The sequence below is a fragment of the Xanthomonas sp. WHRI 10207 genome (genome assembly GCF_040202975.1).
Taxonomy (GTDB): Bacteria; Pseudomonadota; Gammaproteobacteria; order Xanthomonadales; family Xanthomonadaceae; genus Xanthomonas.
Map to the genome: position 1 here is coordinate 353,683 of NZ_JBEGDX010000004.1, position 16,596 is coordinate 370,278.

The 16,596-nt window shown below is 65.2% G+C and carries 15 protein-coding genes and 2 pseudogenes; 9 read left to right on the top strand and 8 right to left on the bottom strand.

The annotated features are described in order from the left end of the window. Window positions 1–70 precede the first annotated feature (70 nt). Window positions 71–721: a thiol:disulfide interchange protein DsbA/DsbL gene (locus ABQU90_RS15860; RefSeq protein ID WP_311238557.1), complete on the bottom strand. Its 651-nt coding sequence runs from the start codon at window positions 719–721 to the stop codon at window positions 71–73. A gap of 95 nt (window positions 722–816) precedes the next feature. Further along, window positions 817–1,614 (bottom strand): c-type cytochrome, encoded by a 798-nt coding sequence (locus ABQU90_RS15865; RefSeq protein WP_055848228.1) that lies wholly within the window; start codon window positions 1,612–1,614, stop codon window positions 817–819. A gap of 143 nt (window positions 1,615–1,757) precedes the next feature. Between ABQU90_RS15865 and yihA the strand changes: the two genes are divergently transcribed. Next, entirely contained in the window at window positions 1,758–2,381 is a 624-nt protein-coding gene (yihA, locus tag ABQU90_RS15870; RefSeq protein WP_055848231.1) for a ribosome biogenesis GTP-binding protein YihA/YsxC, read from the top strand. Between the two features lie 326 nt (window positions 2,382–2,707). After that, window positions 2,708–4,072, top strand: a complete 1,365-nt coding sequence (locus ABQU90_RS15875; RefSeq protein ID WP_323522439.1) for a glutamate--cysteine ligase — start codon at window positions 2,708–2,710, stop codon at window positions 4,070–4,072. A gap of 294 nt (window positions 4,073–4,366) precedes the next feature. On the opposite strand, the pseudogene ABQU90_RS15880 reads toward ABQU90_RS15875, so the two are convergent. The 3 genes and pseudogenes from ABQU90_RS15880 to ABQU90_RS15885 form a co-directional block, all read right to left on the bottom strand. After that, a pseudogene (locus ABQU90_RS15880) lies at window positions 4,367–5,413 on the bottom strand (ATP-binding protein); the annotation flags it as partial. An 83-nt stretch (window positions 5,414–5,496) separates the two neighbouring features. Then, window positions 5,497–5,839, bottom strand: a pseudogene (locus tag ABQU90_RS22820) (two-component sensor histidine kinase); the annotation flags it as partial. Beyond that, entirely contained in the window at window positions 5,836–6,555 is a 720-nt protein-coding gene (locus ABQU90_RS15885) for a response regulator (protein ID WP_115513884.1), read from the bottom strand. The pseudogene ABQU90_RS22820 and the gene ABQU90_RS15885, both read right to left, overlap by 4 nt. A 137-nt stretch (window positions 6,556–6,692) precedes the next feature. Between ABQU90_RS15885 and ABQU90_RS15890 the strand changes: the two genes are divergently transcribed. Then, window positions 6,693–7,793 (top strand): glycosyltransferase, encoded by a 1,101-nt coding sequence (locus tag ABQU90_RS15890; RefSeq protein ID WP_323522437.1) that lies wholly within the window; start codon window positions 6,693–6,695, stop codon window positions 7,791–7,793. Window positions 7,794–8,099: 306 nt separating this feature from the next. On the opposite strand, the gene ABQU90_RS15895 is transcribed toward ABQU90_RS15890, so the two are convergent. Beyond that, window positions 8,100–9,272 carry a TDT family transporter gene (locus ABQU90_RS15895; RefSeq protein WP_323522436.1) on the bottom strand — a complete coding sequence of 391 codons (1,173 nt, stop codon included), beginning with the start codon at window positions 9,270–9,272 and terminating at the stop codon, window positions 8,100–8,102. Between the two features lie 107 nt (window positions 9,273–9,379). Here ABQU90_RS15895 and ABQU90_RS15900 point away from each other — a divergent pair, with 107 nt between their 5' ends. The 5 genes from ABQU90_RS15900 to fghA all read left to right on the top strand — a co-directional run bounded on the left by ABQU90_RS15900 (window position 9,380) and on the right by fghA (window position 13,494). Then, complete coding sequence (locus ABQU90_RS15900) at window positions 9,380–10,294, top strand: LysR family transcriptional regulator (protein ID WP_323522435.1); 915 nt, start codon at window positions 9,380–9,382, stop codon at window positions 10,292–10,294. Between the two features lie 219 nt (window positions 10,295–10,513). Next, complete coding sequence (locus ABQU90_RS15905) at window positions 10,514–10,789, top strand: metal/formaldehyde-sensitive transcriptional repressor (protein WP_046963271.1); 276 nt, start codon at window positions 10,514–10,516, stop codon at window positions 10,787–10,789. Window positions 10,790–10,853: 64 nt separating this feature from the next. Then, a complete protein-coding gene (locus ABQU90_RS15910) occupies window positions 10,854–11,963 on the top strand; it encodes an S-(hydroxymethyl)glutathione dehydrogenase/class III alcohol dehydrogenase (RefSeq protein WP_055848253.1) in 1,110 nt (369 codons plus the stop codon). Between the two features lie 67 nt (window positions 11,964–12,030). Further along, a complete protein-coding gene (gene gfa, locus ABQU90_RS15915) occupies window positions 12,031–12,606 on the top strand; it encodes an S-(hydroxymethyl)glutathione synthase (protein ID WP_055850259.1) in 576 nt (191 codons plus the stop codon). Between the two features lie 57 nt (window positions 12,607–12,663). Next, window positions 12,664–13,494: an S-formylglutathione hydrolase gene (fghA, locus tag ABQU90_RS15920; protein ID WP_323522434.1), complete on the top strand. Its 831-nt coding sequence runs from the start codon at window positions 12,664–12,666 to the stop codon at window positions 13,492–13,494. Between the two features lie 324 nt (window positions 13,495–13,818). Here the strand turns inward: fghA and ABQU90_RS15925 are convergent, their stop codons facing one another. Beyond that, a complete protein-coding gene (locus ABQU90_RS15925) occupies window positions 13,819–14,157 on the bottom strand; it encodes a hypothetical protein (protein ID WP_055848259.1) in 339 nt (112 codons plus the stop codon). An 86-nt stretch (window positions 14,158–14,243) separates the two neighbouring features. Next, the gene (locus tag ABQU90_RS15930; protein WP_115513876.1) at window positions 14,244–15,188 is read right to left on the bottom strand and encodes a DegV family protein; all 945 of its coding nucleotides are present in this window, start codon (window positions 15,186–15,188) and stop codon (window positions 14,244–14,246) included. A 581-nt stretch (window positions 15,189–15,769) separates the two neighbouring features. On the opposite strand from ABQU90_RS15930, the gene ABQU90_RS15935 reads away from it, so the two are divergent. Further along, complete coding sequence (locus ABQU90_RS15935; protein ID WP_323522433.1) at window positions 15,770–16,585, top strand: GH12 family glycosyl hydrolase domain-containing protein; 816 nt, start codon at window positions 15,770–15,772, stop codon at window positions 16,583–16,585. Window positions 16,586–16,596: the final 11 nt, after the last annotated feature.

The following is a 16,596-nucleotide window of genomic DNA, read 5'->3' on the forward strand; positions in this document are numbered from 1 at the left end:
GGCGAGGAAAGGGCCGGACGGCCGCGGGGCGCATGATGCCACGGGCCGCCGTCGGTGGCGGTTACGCGGTTCAGCGCTTGGCAGCTGCGGCGTGCTCGCGGGCGATGAGGTAGTCGGCTACGCGCAGCATGTCTGGGTAATTGCGCGCGCCGATCAGATAGCGCCCGTTGACGATGATGGCCGGGGTGCCGGGCAGCTTGCTGCGCTTGGCGAAGTCGCGCGCGGCATCCAGCTTGGCGTCCACCGCCTGGCTTTTGTAGGTCTCGACGAAGCGCTGCTGCGGCACGCCGTAGTCGGCGTAGAACGCCGCCAGTTCTTCCGGTGCCACGTTCTGGGAAGGCACGCTCTGCTTTTCGTGGATGGCGTCGAACATGGCGCGGTGGCTGCGCTTGGCCACGCCGAGGATGTCGGCGGCGAAGTAGGCGCGCGCGAACGCGTCCCAGAACCCGCCAAAGGCTGCCGGCACCGGGGTGAAGCGCACATAGGACGGTTGCTTGGCCGCCCAGGCTTCCAGCGTCGGCTCGAAATGCGCGCAATGCGGGCAGGTGTAGCCGAACACTTCCACCACTTCGACCTTGCCGGCCAGTGGCGCATACGGCTGGCCGCCGTCGATCAGGGTGTAGTCCTCGCCTTCGACCGGCGGCGCCGTCTTGTCGGCGGCGCAGGCCACCAGTGGCACCAGGATCAACAATAGCAGGGACAAGCGGGAAAGCAGATTCATGCAGGCTCCGTGGGGATCTCAAGAGGGGGCGGGAAACGACGACGCCGGTCGCGGGACCGGCGTCGTGACACGGTGGAGCAGGTGGGCGCCTCAGCTCATGAGCGCGCCGGTGTCCCGGCGGGCGTCTGTGCAGCGGCGGCATCGTCGGCGCGGTCGTGCAGACCTTGCAGATAGCTGGACAGCGCCTGGATCTCCTGCTCGCTCAGCGGGCGTGCCACCTGCGCCATGATATTGAACAGCGCCGGATTGCGCTCCTGGGTGGTGCCGGCCTGGTAGTCCTTCAGGCGCCGCGCCACGTAGTCGGCATGCTGGCCACCCAGGCGCGGATACGCCGGGCCCGGATTGCCGCCACCGGACGGGCCGTGGCACGCCATGCAGGCCGGCACGCCGCGCGCGATGTCGCCACCGCGGTAGAGCTTTTCGCCGACCTCGTAGAACTTCATGCCCTGATACGGGCCCTCGGCGATCACTGCGTCGTCGGCGACCCCGGCGGACGCCTTCTGGGTGGCGAAGTAGGCGCCCAGGTCGCGCATGTCCTGCGCGGTGAGGTCCTTGACGAACGGCACCATCACCGCCGACATCCCGCTATTGCGCTCGCCGCTGGCGATCAGGGCCACCTGATGCGCAACGTAGCGCTCGGTTTGCCCGGCGATGCGCGGGTACATGGCCACCGCCGGATTGCCGTCGGGGCCGTGGCAGGCTGCGCAGGCGGCCGCCTTTGTCTGCCCGGCCTTGGCATCGCCCCAGGTGGTCTTGGCCAGATCCACCTCCAGCGGCGCAACGCGCACGGGCGGTGGATCGGGGATCGGCGTGACCGCCGATTGCGCAAACGCCACGGCGGCAATGACCGGCACGGCGAGGGCGGTGAGGACTAGCACACGAGCATGGCGCATCAGCTAAAGCTCCGTATGGACCCGGCCCGCGCGCGTTGGGTGCTGGCAGTGGCAGGCATGCTTGGATTATCGACACGCCTTTGCGCCAGGGTCAACGAACAGTGCAGCAAAACCGCCGGGCCCGAACGTGCGATCCTAGTGAGATGTCGCTCCTTATCGAACAAGCCCGCTACCACCTGTCCGCCCATAACGCCCGGCAATTGCCCGACGATGGCGGTTACGAGGTGGCCTTCGCCGGCCGCTCCAATGCCGGAAAATCCAGCGCACTCAATGCGCTGACCCGCCAGAACGCGCTCGCCCGCGTGTCCAAGACCCCCGGCCGCACCCAGCAGCTGGTGTTCTTCCAGATCCAGCCCGAGCGCTATCTGGTGGATCTGCCCGGTTACGGCTACGCCAAGGTGCCGCAGGACCTGCAGGCGCACTGGCAGGCCTTCATCGACCGCTATTTCCGCACCCGCGAGGCACTGCGCGGCCTGGTGGTGGTGATGGATATCCGCCATCCGCTCAAGGATTACGACCTGCAGATGCTCGGCTACGCCGCCGAACGCGGCCTGCCTGCGCACGGCTTGCTGACCAAGGCCGACAAGCTCGGCCGTGGCCAGCAGATGCAGACCCTGCAGAAGGTGAAGAAGGAAGTGACCTCGCGCTTCGGCGACAGCGTGACCGTGCAGACCTACTCCGGCGAATCGCGCCAGGGTGTGGACGAACTGCGCGGCATCGTCGGCGGCTGGCTGGGCCTGGGTGTGGAAACGCCCGCGGCCGAGTGATGCCTGGCGGCCGCCACGGCCGCGGCCCTTTGATGCGATGCAAGACGGCGAGCCAGTGCTCGCCGTCTTTGTGTGTGCCGGGCAGTACGGGCCTGTCGGCCGCCAGGGTCGACCGGTGTACCGGTTGCGGCCGGCTGGCGCATAGGCGGAGCGGTGGGCTGCGGTGATGCGCACTGCGGCCCATCCTGCGGCATGCGCATGGATGGAAATCTCAGACCCGGCCGGTGGCGGCAATACTTGCATGCCCTGCGGGTATAGTGCGGGCCTTGCGGTGGCTGGGAAGTATCCCCACATCGTCCCACCCCTTCACGTTTGCGAGCCTGCCCTTGTCGAGTCCCAGCCACGTTGCCGAAACGCCGATTACCGAACGCGCGGAACTGGTCCAGGTGCTGGCCTCCGGCGAAAAGCCCAGTGCGGACTGGCGGATCGGGACCGAGCACGAGAAGTTCGGCTTCCAGCTCGATGACCTGCGCGCGCCCACCTTCGAAGGCGCGCGTGGCATCCAAGCCCTGCTGACCGGGTTGACCCGTTTCGGCTGGGAGCCGGTGCAGGAAAACGGCCACACCATCGCGCTGCTGCGCGACGGCGCCTCGGTGACGCTGGAGCCGGCCGGACAGCTGGAACTGTCCGGCGCGGCGGTGGAAACCCTGCACGACACCTGCGTGGAAACCGGCACCCATCTGGACGAAGTGGCGCAGGTGGCCGGCGAGTTGCAGCTTGGGTTCCTGGGCATGGGCTTCCAGCCCAAGTGGCGGCGCGACCAGATGCCGTGGATGCCCAAGGGCCGCTACCAGATCATGAAGAACTACATGCCCAAGGTCGGCTCGCTCGGCCTGGACATGATGACGCGCACCTGCACGGTGCAGGTCAATCTGGATTACGCCACCGAAGCGGACATGGTGCAGAAGTTCCGCGTGTCGCTGGCGTTGCAGCCGATCGCCACCGCCTTGTTCGCCGATTCGCCGTTCACCGAGGGCAAGCCCAACGGCTACCTGAGCTATCGTTCGCACATCTGGACCGACACCGACGCCGATCGCACCGGCATGCTGGATTTCGTGTTCGAAGACGGTTTTAGCTACGAGCGGTACGTCGATTACCTGCTCGATGTGCCGATGTATTTTTCGTATCGCAACGGTGTCTATGTCGATGCCAGCGGGCAGAGCTTCCGCGATTTCATGCAAGGCAAGCTGCCGGCATTGCCGGGTGCGTTGCCGACGCTGCGCGATTGGTCGGACCACATGACCACCGCGTTTCCGGAAGTGCGCCTGAAGAAATATCTGGAAATGCGTGGCGCCGATGCCGGCCCGTGGAATCGCCTGTGCGCGTTGTCGGCGTTCTGGGTGGGCCTGTTGTACGACCAGATCGCGCTCGATGCAGCCTGGGACCTGGTGAAGGATTTCAGCCCGACCGAACGCCACGCCTTGCGCGACGGCGTGCCCAAGCACGCGCTGGGCCTGCCATTCCGCAACGGCACCGTGCGCGACCTGGCGGTGGAGGCAGTCAACATCGCCCGCGAAGGCCTGCGCCGACGCGCGCGCTTGAATGGCGATGGCCAGGACGAAACCGGCTTTGTCGACGTGATCGCCGAGATTGCCGAAAGCGGCGTCACTGCCGCCGAGCGCAAGCTGGCGCTGTATCACGGCGCCTGGAACGGCGATATCGACCGTGTATTCCGCGAGTTTGCGTACTGATTGAGTGATGTGCGGTCGACTGCGCGCCGTGATGCGGCGCGTGTTGCTGTGGGTCAGTGCGTGAGCGGTTAGCTGTCGGCAGTGAAGCCCTGGTTGTGTGCGGCTTCCACCCTGGGGCCCTGATGCGCACGGTCGCGCGCATTCTCCGCGTGGGTGACCGACGAGCGCGTTACCGACCCTGGCTCGGCGCGACAGCCTGGTAGCTAGGGGAATGCGTTGCCCCGTGATGCGCGCGATGAGGCCACTGCTGGTCGTGCGCGCTGATCCCTTGTCCCCGTCGGTTCCTGTCTGCGCTCAGCGCCGCTCCGGCATGCACGGCAGGCGCACCGTTACGCGCAGCCCGCCATGGGCGCGGTTGTCCAGGCGCAGGTCGCCGCCATGCGCCAGCACGATGCTGTGCGCCACCGACAAGCCCAGACCGATGCCACCGGTACCACGGTTGCGCGAAGACTCGCCACGCACGAACGGCAGTAGCAGTTGTTCGCGCTGGGTGGGGTCGATGCCGGGGCCGTCGTCGTCGATCCACAACACCCCATCTTCGCCATCGCGGGTGAGCTGCAGGCGCGCGCACTTGCCGTATTTCAGGGCGTTTTCGAGAAGATTCATCAGCGCGCGGCGCAATGCCAGCGGGTCGCCGTCCAGGGTGATGGTCGGGCCGGGCAGCAGCACCGCGTCGGCGCCGATATCGGTGGCGTTGTCGACCACGCTCTCCACCAGCAGGCGCAGATCCAGCGGCGCGCGCTCGCCGCGATGGCGATCGTTCTGGATGAAATCCAGCGCCGCGGAAATCATCGCCTTCATTTCGTCGATATCGGCCAGCGCCTTTTCGCGCAGTGGCGGTTGCAGGCCGTCCAGTCGAAACGACAGCCGCGCCAGCGGCGTGCGCAGGTCGTGCGCGATGGCCGCCACCATGTGGGTACGTTCGTTGATCAGCCGGTTCAGACGCCCCTGCATCGCATTGAACGAATCGGCGGCGCGGACGATCTCCGGCGGGCCGCTGCGTTGCAAGGCGGCGGCGTGGGGATTGCGGCCCAGCCGGTCGGCGGCTTCGGCAAAGCGCTTGATCGGCGCCGACAGTGCGCGCGAGAACCACCATGCCAGCGGCACATTGGCGAGCAGGCCGGCCAGGAACAGCAGCACGATATGGGTCTTGAACTCAGCCGACAGCCGCCGTCGCGGCGACTCCACCGTGCGCCAGCGGCCATCGGGCTGCTGCAGTGCGGCGGTGAAGCCGTCCAGCAGCGGCACGCCGGGGGTCAGGCGTTCGCTTTCCCAATCGTCCGGCGCCTGGTCCATGCGCAGCCCATTGCCGAACGGCGGGTCGCCAGCTGGGCGGCCGGACGCCCATTCCGGCGACATCCGTCGGATACCGTTGCTGTCCGCGGCACTGGCCGCGTGCTGCCGTCGCGGTCGGTCCGCAGCAAGCTGCGGGCTCTCGCGGTCGTCGGCACTGCGATAGAACCGCACGCGGTGCGCGTCGACATCCAGCCAGTGGGCCAGCAGCATTTCCGCGAAGGCGTCGCGCACCTGGCCAGGCGGCGCCGTTGGCACCTGCACGCTGTCGTGCACCTTGAGGGTCTGGGTGCCGGCGGGCATGCGCGTGGACAGCAGCGCCACCACTTCCGGCGGGTGCACCGGCGGCTCGTAGACGGGGGTGCGCATCACCAGCAGGGCGATGCCGATGGCCTGGGCGGTGAGCAGCGCCACCGCCAGCAGGACGAACGTGCGGGCAAAGATCGACAGCCCGCGACGTGCCGATTTGCTCACAGACGCGAGACGCCCGGCAGCAGCATGTAGCCTTCATTGCGTACGGTGCGAATCAGTTCGGTATGGACGCGCTCGTTGATCTTGCGGCGCAGGCGGCTGATCTGACTGTCGATGGCACGGTCGTAGACGTCGGTATCGCGGCCGCGCGCATAGTCCAGCAACTGGTCGCGGCTGAGCACGCGCTGTGGGTGCTCGACGAAGGTGCGCAACAGCGCGAATTCGCCGTCGGAGAGATTGATGAAGATGCCGGTGGGGTCGCGCAGGTCGCGGCGCACCACGTCCAGGCGCCAGCCGGCGAATTCGTAGACGTTTCCGCGCTGGTCGGCCTGCTCGTTGCTGGCTTGGCTGCGGCGCAGCAAGGCGCGCACCCGCGCCAGCAGTTCGCGCGGGTTGCAGGGTTTGGCCAGATAGTCGTCGGCGCCCACTTCCAGGCCGATGATGCGGTCGGTGTCGTTGCCCAGCGCACTGAGCATGATGACCGCTGGCGAACCGCGTTCGCTGGCCAGGGCGCGGGCTGCGCTCAGCCCATCTTCTCCCGGCATCATCACGTCGAGTACGATGAGGTCCGGGCGGCGTTGCGCCATGCGCGTGCGCATGTCCGCCACGTTTTCGGCAACGTCCACCTGGTAGCCATGCGCGCTGAGGAACTCGCCGATCAGCTTGCGCAGGTCCGGGTCGTCGTCGACCACAAGAACGCGGGGTTGTTGCATGTCCATGGGAATCATCGTCGGTGGCGCGGAGGTCGGACCGCGCAGGGTGGTGGCTACCGGATACATGATGCTCGCAGGTGCAAGGCTGGAACTCACATCATAAACATCAAATTTGTCAACTATTGGCACACGTGCAAGGCAACATGACGGGACGGGACATCACGCAGGACACCATCGCTTCGACACTGCGCCATCCCGATGGCGGGTTCGTGCATGACAAGGCGTTTCCGATGATGCGGGTGATCAGTCGCGACAACGGCGTGGGCCTGACCCGCGACATGGTACTGATGGCGCAGACCTTGCGCGCCGGCGGCGTGCCCGTGCAGGAGCTGGGGTTCACCAGCCAGCGGTTGCAGGACACCGGGCGCGAAGTGCGGCTATGGGCCAGTCGCGCGCTGTTCGGGCGGGTGCCGCTGCAGATCTTTTCCGAGCGTGTGTATGCGCGCTGCCTGCCGCTGGGGCAGATCAACCTGCTGGTGCCCAATCCGGAATGGCTGCTGCCCAAATGGCTGCCGTTGCTGCCGAAATTCGACGCGGTGCTGTGCAAGACCCACCATGCCGAGCGGATTTTCCAGAGCCTGGGCTGCACCACGCGTTTCATCGGCTTTACCAGCCCGGATCGCCACGATGGGCAGGTGCCGCGCCAGCGTGCGTTTTTCCATCTGGCCGGGCGCAGCACCGCCAAGGGCACCCGCGTGCTGCTGGAGACCTGGAAGCAGCATCCGGAGTGGCCGCTGCTGACGGTGGTGCAAAACCCGCGGACCGCCGGTAAACCGGTGGTGGCGCCGAATATCGATCACCGCGTGCGCTATCTCGACGATGCCGAGTTACGTCGGCTGCAGAACGCACACCTCTTCCACATCTGTCCCTCCGAGGCCGAAGGCTTCGGGCACTACCTGATGGAAGCGCTGAGCGTGGGGGCGGTGACCTTGGCCACCGATGGTGAGCCGATGAACGAGTTGGTCAAACCGGAACATGGCGTATTGATTCCGGTGGGCGACGTGCGCCAGCGACGCCTTGCGTCGTATTACTACGTGGACGCAGCGGGAATCGCGCAGGCGGTGGAGACCGCGCTCGCCATGCCGCAGGCCGCGCTGGATACGCTGTCGGCCAATGCGCGTGCGTTCTATCAGGCCAATGATGGCGCCTTTGCAGGGCGCTTCTGCAGCGCGGTACTGGCGTCTCTGCCGGAGCATGCGCCGCAACATGCTGTCTGCATCGCGCCGGTGGTGGTCGATCGTTGAGGGATTGACGCGCTTGTCAGCGCTTGTGGTCGTTACGACTGCATGCCGTTGCTCATCAACGGCATGCGCATCTTCCTCGTGCGCGGGTTCAAGCGGACGCTGCCATCGGAAGGTTGCAGCGTTACTGACGCTGCGCAGTTGACCCCGCTATTCGATCGCGCCGGCGCGCTGCCAGGCTTGCTTGGTACTCACAGTCGCGGCGTCGAATGCATGCAATGCACGATCGATTGGTCGCCGGCTAGATGAGCGTGCAGCGTTGGCGAAATCCAATGACAACGAATCGATCAATCACTCCTATTGCACCACTCACGGCGCGGTCGTTTCGCTGTGCAGCTCCGCAATGCAGGGCGACACAAATAGATTGCCGCGATATGCGCCGGCCAGCGTCCTGGCCGCGACGACTGCCCAGACCACACCAAGCACGGCCACCAGGGCGACGCCGAGTAGATTGAAGAACATCAGCTGCACTAGCGCGCCAAGTTTCAAGGTGGCCACGGCGTAGACGCCAAGTGGAAAGGTAAAACCCCACCAGCCCAGATTGAACGGCACCTCGGCACGGAAATAGCGTGCGGTGATAAGCACCGACAGCAGTAGCCACCAGGCGCCGAGGCCCCAGAACAGCACGCCGCCGATCACGCCGATGCCCGCCGCGATCTGCCCGAGCTCGGCCAGCCCGTGTGCAGCGAAGATCGCCGGGGCGTCGGCGCCCATCACCAGCATGCCCAGCGCACCGGTCGCGATCGGGCCGAGCGACAACCAGCTCGATGCCGCCATGCTGGCCGGCGGCAGCTGATGCAAGGCCATGCGCAGCAGCAGGATGACCAGGATGCTCATCGCCACCGGCACCGAATACGCCCACAACGCATAGCTGGCAATCAGCACCGCGAACCGGCTGCCTGCATCGGCAAGGTGCGGAGCCAGCAGCCCGCCGCTGGCCGCCGCCACTTCGGCCGCCACCACCGGCAACAGCCACACCGCGGTCATCTGCTCGATGCGGTGCTGCTGCCGGGTGAACATCAGATACGGCACGCCCACTCCGCAAGCCACGGCCATCGCCACATCCGCCCACCACAGGGCCTGGGCCAGCGGCAGCACGGCGCCGCCCCAACGTGGCATGCCGTACAGCAACAGACCGTTGATGATGGTCGCCAGGCCCATCGGGATGGTGCCCAGGAACATCGACGCGCTGGCGTGCCCGAAGATCCGTCTGGCTTCATCGAAGAACAGCACCCAACGCGCGGCATACAGCAGCGCGAAGACGACAAACAGCGCAACGTTGCACATCCACAGGCACGCGCCGATCGCCGCCAAGCCTGGAACAAGCCACGGCAGTTGCCCGAGCGCCAGGGCAAAAATGCCGGTGCCCATGGTGACCGCGAACCAGCTCGGGGTGAATTGACGGATGACCTCACGCGGGCCGGACAGTGCCTTGAAGGGGCGCAGCCACTGGGTGACTGGGAGTGCAGTGACGGTAGACATGGCGGCATGTGACGCAATGGGGAGGGCAGTGGCGACAGTGTCGAGCGCCAGTCCATAGCTGTAAAACGGGTAATATCGCTAATCAATACTTGTAAAGAAGGTAGATTGTGCGTCTGACGCTGCGGCAACTTCAGATCTTTTGCGCCATTGCCCAGCATGGCAGCACCACCAGTGCCGGACTGGTGGTGGCGTTGTCGCAGTCGGCCACCAGCGCGGCGCTCAATGAGCTGGAGCATGCGTTGGGCACGCAGTTATTCGATCGCGTCGGCAAACGCCTGGTGCTCAACGATGTCGGCACCGCGCTGCTGCCGCAGGCACGCAAGCTGCTCGATGGCGCACACGAGATCGAAGCGGGCTTCGAACCGGGCACCGCTGCCGCTAGAGGTCGCTTGAAAATCGGTTGCAGCACGACGATCGGCAATCATGTGTTGCCGCTGGTGCTGCATGCGCTACGCAAGCAGGCGCCAGCGCTGCGCGTGGATATGGAAAGTGCCAATAGCAGCACGATCGCGCGCAAGGTGGCCAACTTCGAGTTGGACATGGGGTTGATCGAAGGACCCTGTCATTTGCCGGAACTGCGTGCGGAGCCCTGGTTGCTGGACGAACTGCTGGTCGTGGTCGGTCGCCGACATGCGTTGGCCAAGCAGCCCAAGGTCGCGCTGGCCGACCTGCGCGACGCCGACTGGCTGTTGCGCGAGCCAGGCTCGGGCACGCGTGAAGAGGTCGAGCAGTTGCTGCTGCGGCATCTGCATGCGTTGTCCGATACCCGCCAGATCGGCAGCTCGGAAGCGATCAAGAACATGGTGGTGCAGGGCCTGGGTGTGAGTTGCCTGTCGCGCTGGGTTGTGGATGAGCTGATCGCAACGAAGAAGTTGAAGCCGCTGAGCGGCGGGCTGCCGCGACTGACCCGGCGGTTCTTTCTGATCGCGCATCGCGACAAGTTTTTTTCGCCGAATCTGCAGCGCTTTCACGACGCCTGCCTGCAGTTCAAGCTGGAGCGGGGCGAGCCTGCGCACCGTTAGGCATCGGCCATGCGCTGCTGCGCAATCGCGTGCGGCAATGCAGCAGGGTGATGCGCGCAGCAATGCCTGGATGTGACGCGAAGGCAGGACGGCGATGATGTGAGCGCGGTCACCTTCTGTTGCGTGCAGCGTGCGTATCGACTGCTCAACAGCCCTCGGCATCGCTTTTTCCATACAGATGCCTATACTGCCCCCCAGTATCTTGGGTCGAGGGCCGGCATGCCGCATTCGCCGCTGGAAAAGAAACGCGCACTGGCGCGGGTACGGCGGTTGCGTGGGCAGTGCGATGCACTTGAGCGTGCGTTGCAGTCGGGCGCAGACTGCGCCCCAGTGCTACAGCAGATCGCCGCGATCCGGGGGGCAGTGAATGGGCTGATGTCGCAGGTGCTTGAAGCGCATATCCGTGAAGACTTCGGGCATGCCGCTGCGTCCGATGCACAACGCGCCGAGCGGGTACAGGACTTGCTCGGCCTGGTCCGGTCTTACCTCAAATGAACTCCCACCGGGCCGGCGCATGCCGCGCCCGTCCTCGAACATCCTCGTCAGGAGCGCTATCCCAATGAAATCCCGTGCAGCAGTCGCATTCGGACCCGGCAAGCCGCTGGAAATCGTCGAGATCGACGTCGCACCGCCGAAGGCCGGCGAAGTGCTGGTCCGCATCACCCACACCGGCGTGTGCCATACCGATGCCTTCACGCTGTCCGGCGATGACCCGGAAGGTATCTTCCCGTCGGTGCTGGGCCACGAAGGCGGCGGCATCGTCGAGCAGATCGGCGAAGGCGTGACCAGCGTCAAGGTCGGCGACCACGTGATCCCGCTGTACACGGCCGAATGCCGCAAGTGCAAATTCTGTCTGTCCGGCAAGACCAACCTGTGTCAGGCCGTGCGTGCCACTCAGGGCAAGGGCTTGATGCCTGACGGCACCACGCGCTTCTCCTACAACGGCGAGCCGATCTTCCACTACATGGGCTGCAGCACCTTCAGCGAATACACCGTGGTGCCGGAAATCTCGCTGGCCGTGGTCAATCCCGAAGCGCCGCTGGAAAAGGTCTGCCTGCTCGGCTGCGGCGTCACCACCGGCATCGGCGCGGTGCACAACACCGCCAAGGTCAAGCCGGGCGAAAGCGTGGCGGTCTTCGGGCTGGGCGGCATTGGTCTTGCGGTGATCCAGGGCGCGGTGCAGGCCAAGGCCGGGCGCATCCTGGCCATCGATACCAACCCCGGCAAGTTCGACCTGGCGCGCAGCATGGGCGCCACCGATTGCATCAACCCGAAGGACTACGACAAGCCGATCCAGGAAGTCATCGTGGAGTTGACCGACGGCGGCGTGGATTTCAGCTTCGAGTGCATCGGTAACGTCAACGTGATGCGTTCGGCGCTGGAGTGCTGCCACAAGGGTTGGGGCGAGAGCGTCATCATCGGCGTGGCCGGTGCAGGCCAGGAAATCAGTACCCGTCCGTTCCAGCTGGTGACCGGCCGTGTGTGGCGCGGCTCGGCCTTCGGTGGTGTCAAGGGACGTACGCAATTGCCGGGTATGGTGGAGCAATCGATGAAGGGCGAGATCGATCTGGACCCGTTCATCACCCACACCATGCCGCTGGAAGAGATCAACGAGGCCTTCCATCTGATGCATGAAGGCAAGTCGATCCGCACCGTGATTCATTTCTGACCGTACGGCCAGGATCGGCGCGCGGCCGCTTCCGCGCACGCAGTACCCGATACCCGGGAGGGGCATGATGACTACCGTGTCGATTCATCCTTCGGTGGACAGTGGAGTAGCGCGTGGGGCGGCCGGCGGCTTTGCAGGCGGAACCCTGCAATGCCATTGCGCCAGCGACAAGGTAACCGTGGACGTGGCGGCGCAGACCGCGCACAACCATGCTTGCGGCTGCAGTAAATGCTGGAAGCCGGAAGGGGCGACCTTTTCCGTGATCGCGGTGGCGCCGCGCGACAAGATCACGGTGACCGCACATGCGGAGAAGCTCAAGATCGTCGATGAAAGTGCAACGATCCAGCGGCATGCGTGCACCGGCTGCGGTGTGCACATGATCGGCCGCATCGAGAAAAAGGATCACGCGTTCTACGGCCTGGATTTCATCCACACCGAACTGTCGCAGCAGTCGGGCTGGTCGCCGCCGGGCTTTGCGGCGTTCGTGTCGTCCATCATCGAAACCGGTACGCCGCCGGAGCAGATGGAAGGCGTGCGCGCGCGGCTGACCGAGCTGGGCTTGCAGCCGTACGATTGCCTGTCGCCGGGGTTGATGGACGCGTTGTCGGCCCAGGTGGCGCGTCAGAAGGGTCTGCTGCACTGACCCACCCTCCGCGCAGCCGGCGACGCCGGCTGCGCGGTCTTCTTTCGAAGGAATTCCATGGAACGTATCGAACACCGCGCCTGCTTCGGCGGTTGGCAGGACGTGTACCGGCATCAGTCGCAGGCCTTGGATTGCAGCATGACGGTAGGGGTGTATCTGCCGCCGCAGGCCGCCGAGGGTCCGTTGCCGGTGCTGTACTGGCTCAGTGGCCTGACCTGCACCGAACAGAACTTCATCGGCAAGGCCGGCGCGCAGCGCTACGCGGCCGAACACGGCGTGATCGTCGTGGCGCCGGACACCAGCCCGCGTGGCGACGATGTGGCCGACGCGGAGGGCTACGACATCGGCAAGGGCGCCGGTTTCTATGTCGATGCCACGCAGCAGCCGTGGGCAGCGCATTACCGCATGTACGACTATGTGGTGAACGAATTGCCGGCGTTGATCGAAGCGACATTCGCCACCACCGGTGCGCGTGCGATCAGCGGCCACTCGATGGGCGGCCATGGCGCATTGACCATCGCGCTGAAGAATCCGGGCCGCTATCGCAGCGTCTCTGCATTTTCGCCGATCGTGGCGCCGAGCCAGGTGCCGTGGGGCGAGAAGGCGTTTGGGCAGTATCTGGGCGACGATCGCGACAGCTGGAAGGCGTATGACGCCACCGCGTTGATCGCGCAGGCGCAGGAGCATTTGCCGCTGTTGATCGATCAGGGCGGGGCGGACGAATTCCTGGAAAACCAGCTGAAAACCGGGTTGTTCGAAGACGCTGCCAAGGCGGCGGCATACCCGGTGACCGTGCGGATGCAGCCGGGGTACGACCATAGCTATTACTTCATCGCCAGCTTTATTGGCGAGCATATTGCGCATCATGCTGCGGCATTGCGTGGTTGAGTGTGCTGTTATTGCGGTTGCAAGCGACTGTGATCCGGGATGCGCTCGCCGTGGATACATGTGCACCCTGCCGCATGTGCTGCGGTCGCCACTTGCTTAGGCTTGGTGCGTAGTTCCCTTCTCCCGTCGGGAGAAGGTGCCCCGCAGGGGCGGATGAGGGTACGGGCCACAGCTTGGTGCAGAGAGGGATTGCGTGAGTGGCTTCGCGCCCTACCCTCACCCCAACCCCTCTCCCGGCGGGAGAGGGGCTTTAAGCGGCACGATGCCTCTGACCGTACCTAGCGCAGTTGCTGCGCAGCGTGTCTGCCTATCTGATACACGCCGTCAACGTACGTCGCGCATTTCCCAGTGATGGCCGGCCAGGGCCTGCATGCGCTGCTTGAACAGATCGCCGGGGATGCTGGTGGTGGCGACCAGGTCGATGCGCAGATCGTCCTGCTTGCCGGTGACGGTGGCCGATGGATCGGTGATGCCCAGGCTGGGGTCCACCTCGTCCGGGTCGGCCTGCAGTTGGCGCCAGCGATCGAACCAGGCCGGGTCGCGCAGTGCGGCCTGCAACTGTTCGGCGAAGGCCTCGGCGCCGTTAGCGGTGAAGCTCACCGACGGCGCGCTGCCGCGGGCGAGCTTGGGGTCGGGCAGGCTGATCGAGTAGCTGACAGGCATGGACACACTCCGTTGAATGACGGCGGCACACTAGCCGAGGGCGGGTGAGAACGCCGTCGAAGGCCATGCGTCGTGACGCGCTTGCCTCAGGCGGAAAAACGGTGCGGTTCGGCGGCGAAAGCCACCGCCAGCGCGCCCTTGCCCACGTTGACCATGCCGGTCAGGCTCATCACGCTTTCGAACAATTCCACGCCATGGCTCTGGCAGGCGGCCTGCAGCGCGGCATAGCCGGGCAGGGCATGCAGCTCGGCCAGCTCGCCGCCATAGCCCACGCACACGGTGGGTGTCATCAGGCCCTCGCGGAGCTTGCGCACGGTGAAGCCGAACAGCTTCTCGGCCGACGGCTCGAAGCCCTTGAGCTTGGCAACCGGTTCGGTGACGCCGCGATACGCGCGCAGCACCGGCTTGATATCCAGTGCGCTGCCCAGCGCCGCGCCGATCAGGCCCACGCTGCGATCGCCCTTGGTGCGTGCACGTGCGCGCAGGTAATACAGATCGCGCGGAATCATGTAGCCGTAGGTGTGCTCGGCCAACTGCTCCAGGCGGGTGCGGATCGCTGCAACACCCTGGCCTTGCTCGCGCAGGCGTACCGCTTCCACCGCGGTGATGCCCTGGCCGGCAAACAGGTTCAAGGTATCGATCACGCGCAATGCGAAGGGCGAGCTGTGACCTGCGGCCTGACGGATCGGCTTGTAGTCGTTGAGGATCGCGAAGCTGGCCTGCATGGCGTTGTCGTAGATCTGGCTGCGCAGCTTGGAGATGGTCAGACAGAACACATGGTCGTAATCGATGACCAGACGCTGCAGGAACAGATCGCGGATCTGGTTGACCGAAAACGGTGTGGTCTCTGCCTCGTGGCCGCGCTCGGCCACATGCGCCTGCAAAAAGCTCAGCGTGGCTTCTTCATCGCGATGATCGGCCAGCACGGCCTCGCCGATACGGACGCTGATCGGCAGCACGATCACGTTGTTGCGTTGGATGAAGTCCTGCGGCAAATCGCACGCACTGTCCACCACGATTCCGATGCGCATCGTCGCCCCCTCCGGCTGTTGCGTCGTTTCCAACTGCGAACGCTATCGCAAAACGGTCGCCGCGCGTAGTCCAGCGGTCGGACCGGCCATGCCGGGAGGCAGCCAATGGCACCAAAACCTGTCTATCGAAGGGCGGTTCTTTACGATGCCCGCGGTGATCTGCGCGCTTGGCGTGTAGTGGTTGGGCAGGTTGGAGACGGCATGGTAGGTCCAGGTGGATTGGCAGGGACAGCGCCTCGCACGCAGGAACAAAGAGACGGCAGCGTCCGACCAGTGCAGCCTCCGGCCACCCGCGTCGACGCGACGACACGGGCATGTGGCTCTGCACCATTTGCGTGCGGCGCCAGGCCACGCACCTGAGCGGTACATGCCGGATCGACAGGAAGTTGGGTGCGAACTGAGGACCAGGGCACGCTCGGGGTGCAAGGTAGCGCCCGCTATCGCGCTTGGCACGGCTGTCCTGCCGGAATCGCTATAGCTCCTGCCGCAGTGCCGCTGCTAGGGTCGGCCGCAACCGCTGCAGGGCGGGTCCCGGGGGCGCCGCACTGGCGCCGCCGCGCTGAACACCATGGAGAGTCCACATGCACACCACCCTATCCAACACCCTCACACAGACCGGTGCACAGGCGCCCACCACACGGCGGCGCGCATCGCGCTGGTGGAAGGCCGCGCTGGCGATCGGCTTGGTGGCGCTGGCACCGGCGGCACTGGCCGGGCCGTACAAGATCTTTGGCAATCATTATGCGTGGGTCAATAATTTCAACGATCCCAACAACATCATCCAGGGCACCTTCGGCACCGGTAGCACGCCGGAGCTGACCGTCACCTTCAACTTCGCCGACTACAACCTGTATGGATATCCGGCGATCGTGCGCGGCTGGCACTACGACTGGAATCCGACCAGCGACAAGCTGTTTCCCAAGCAGATTTCCTCGATCAACTCGTTGCCGTTCAAGTTCAATTACAGCGCCGGCGGCACCAATCTGGCAGGCGATTTTGCCTACGACATCTTCTTCCGCTGGGACACGGCCAAGGGCAACCCGCAGCTGGAAGTGATGATCTGGGGCGACCATAACTCCTGGCCGATCGGCACGGTGACCGCCACCAAGGTGATCACTGCAGGCGGGCGCACGTTCGATCTGTGGGAAGGTTTCAACTCCGGTGCCGGCTACTACGTCTACACCTTCATCCCGACCGGCACCGCCGGCCAGCCGACGCTCAAGACCAGCGGCAATCTCAACATCGATGCCAAGCCGTTCTTGACCTGGCTGCAGAACAATCGCTCCAAGGATGGCCGCTACAACAACAGCATGTATCTGCATGCGGCCGAAGCTGGCTTTGAAGTGGTGCGCGGCAATGGTTGGGCCAAGGTCAGCGCCACGATGGATGCCAAGTAACAGCCCCTGAT

What these genes read in the sequence shown, in the direction of transcription:
- ABQU90_RS15930 (WP_115513876.1), bottom strand. Translation starts at nt 15,188, where the DNA reads ATGCGCATCGGAATCGTGGTGGACAGTGCGTGCGATTTGCCGCAGGAC.
- ABQU90_RS15865 (WP_055848228.1), bottom strand. Translation starts at nt 1,614, where the DNA reads ATGCGCCATGCTCGTGTGCTAGTCCTCACCGCCCTCGCCGTGCCGGTC.
- ABQU90_RS15885 (WP_115513884.1), bottom strand. Translation starts at nt 6,555, where the DNA reads ATGGACATGCAACAACCCCGCGTTCTTGTGGTCGACGACGACCCGGAC.
- yihA (WP_055848231.1), top strand. Translation starts at nt 1,758, where the DNA reads ATGTCGCTCCTTATCGAACAAGCCCGCTACCACCTGTCCGCCCATAAC.
- ABQU90_RS15890 (WP_323522437.1), top strand. Translation starts at nt 6,693, where the DNA reads ATGACGGGACGGGACATCACGCAGGACACCATCGCTTCGACACTGCGC.
- ABQU90_RS15860 (WP_311238557.1), bottom strand. Translation starts at nt 721, where the DNA reads ATGAATCTGCTTTCCCGCTTGTCCCTGCTATTGTTGATCCTGGTGCCA.
- ABQU90_RS15910 (WP_055848253.1), top strand. Translation starts at nt 10,854, where the DNA reads ATGAAATCCCGTGCAGCAGTCGCATTCGGACCCGGCAAGCCGCTGGAA.
- ABQU90_RS15905 (WP_046963271.1), top strand. Translation starts at nt 10,514, where the DNA reads ATGCCGCATTCGCCGCTGGAAAAGAAACGCGCACTGGCGCGGGTACGG.
- gfa (WP_055850259.1), top strand. Translation starts at nt 12,031, where the DNA reads ATGACTACCGTGTCGATTCATCCTTCGGTGGACAGTGGAGTAGCGCGT.
- ABQU90_RS15925 (WP_055848259.1), bottom strand. Translation starts at nt 14,157, where the DNA reads ATGCCTGTCAGCTACTCGATCAGCCTGCCCGACCCCAAGCTCGCCCGC.
- ABQU90_RS15935 (WP_323522433.1), top strand. Translation starts at nt 15,770, where the DNA reads ATGCACACCACCCTATCCAACACCCTCACACAGACCGGTGCACAGGCG.
- fghA (WP_323522434.1), top strand. Translation starts at nt 12,664, where the DNA reads ATGGAACGTATCGAACACCGCGCCTGCTTCGGCGGTTGGCAGGACGTG.
- ABQU90_RS15895 (WP_323522436.1), bottom strand. Translation starts at nt 9,272, where the DNA reads ATGTCTACCGTCACTGCACTCCCAGTCACCCAGTGGCTGCGCCCCTTC.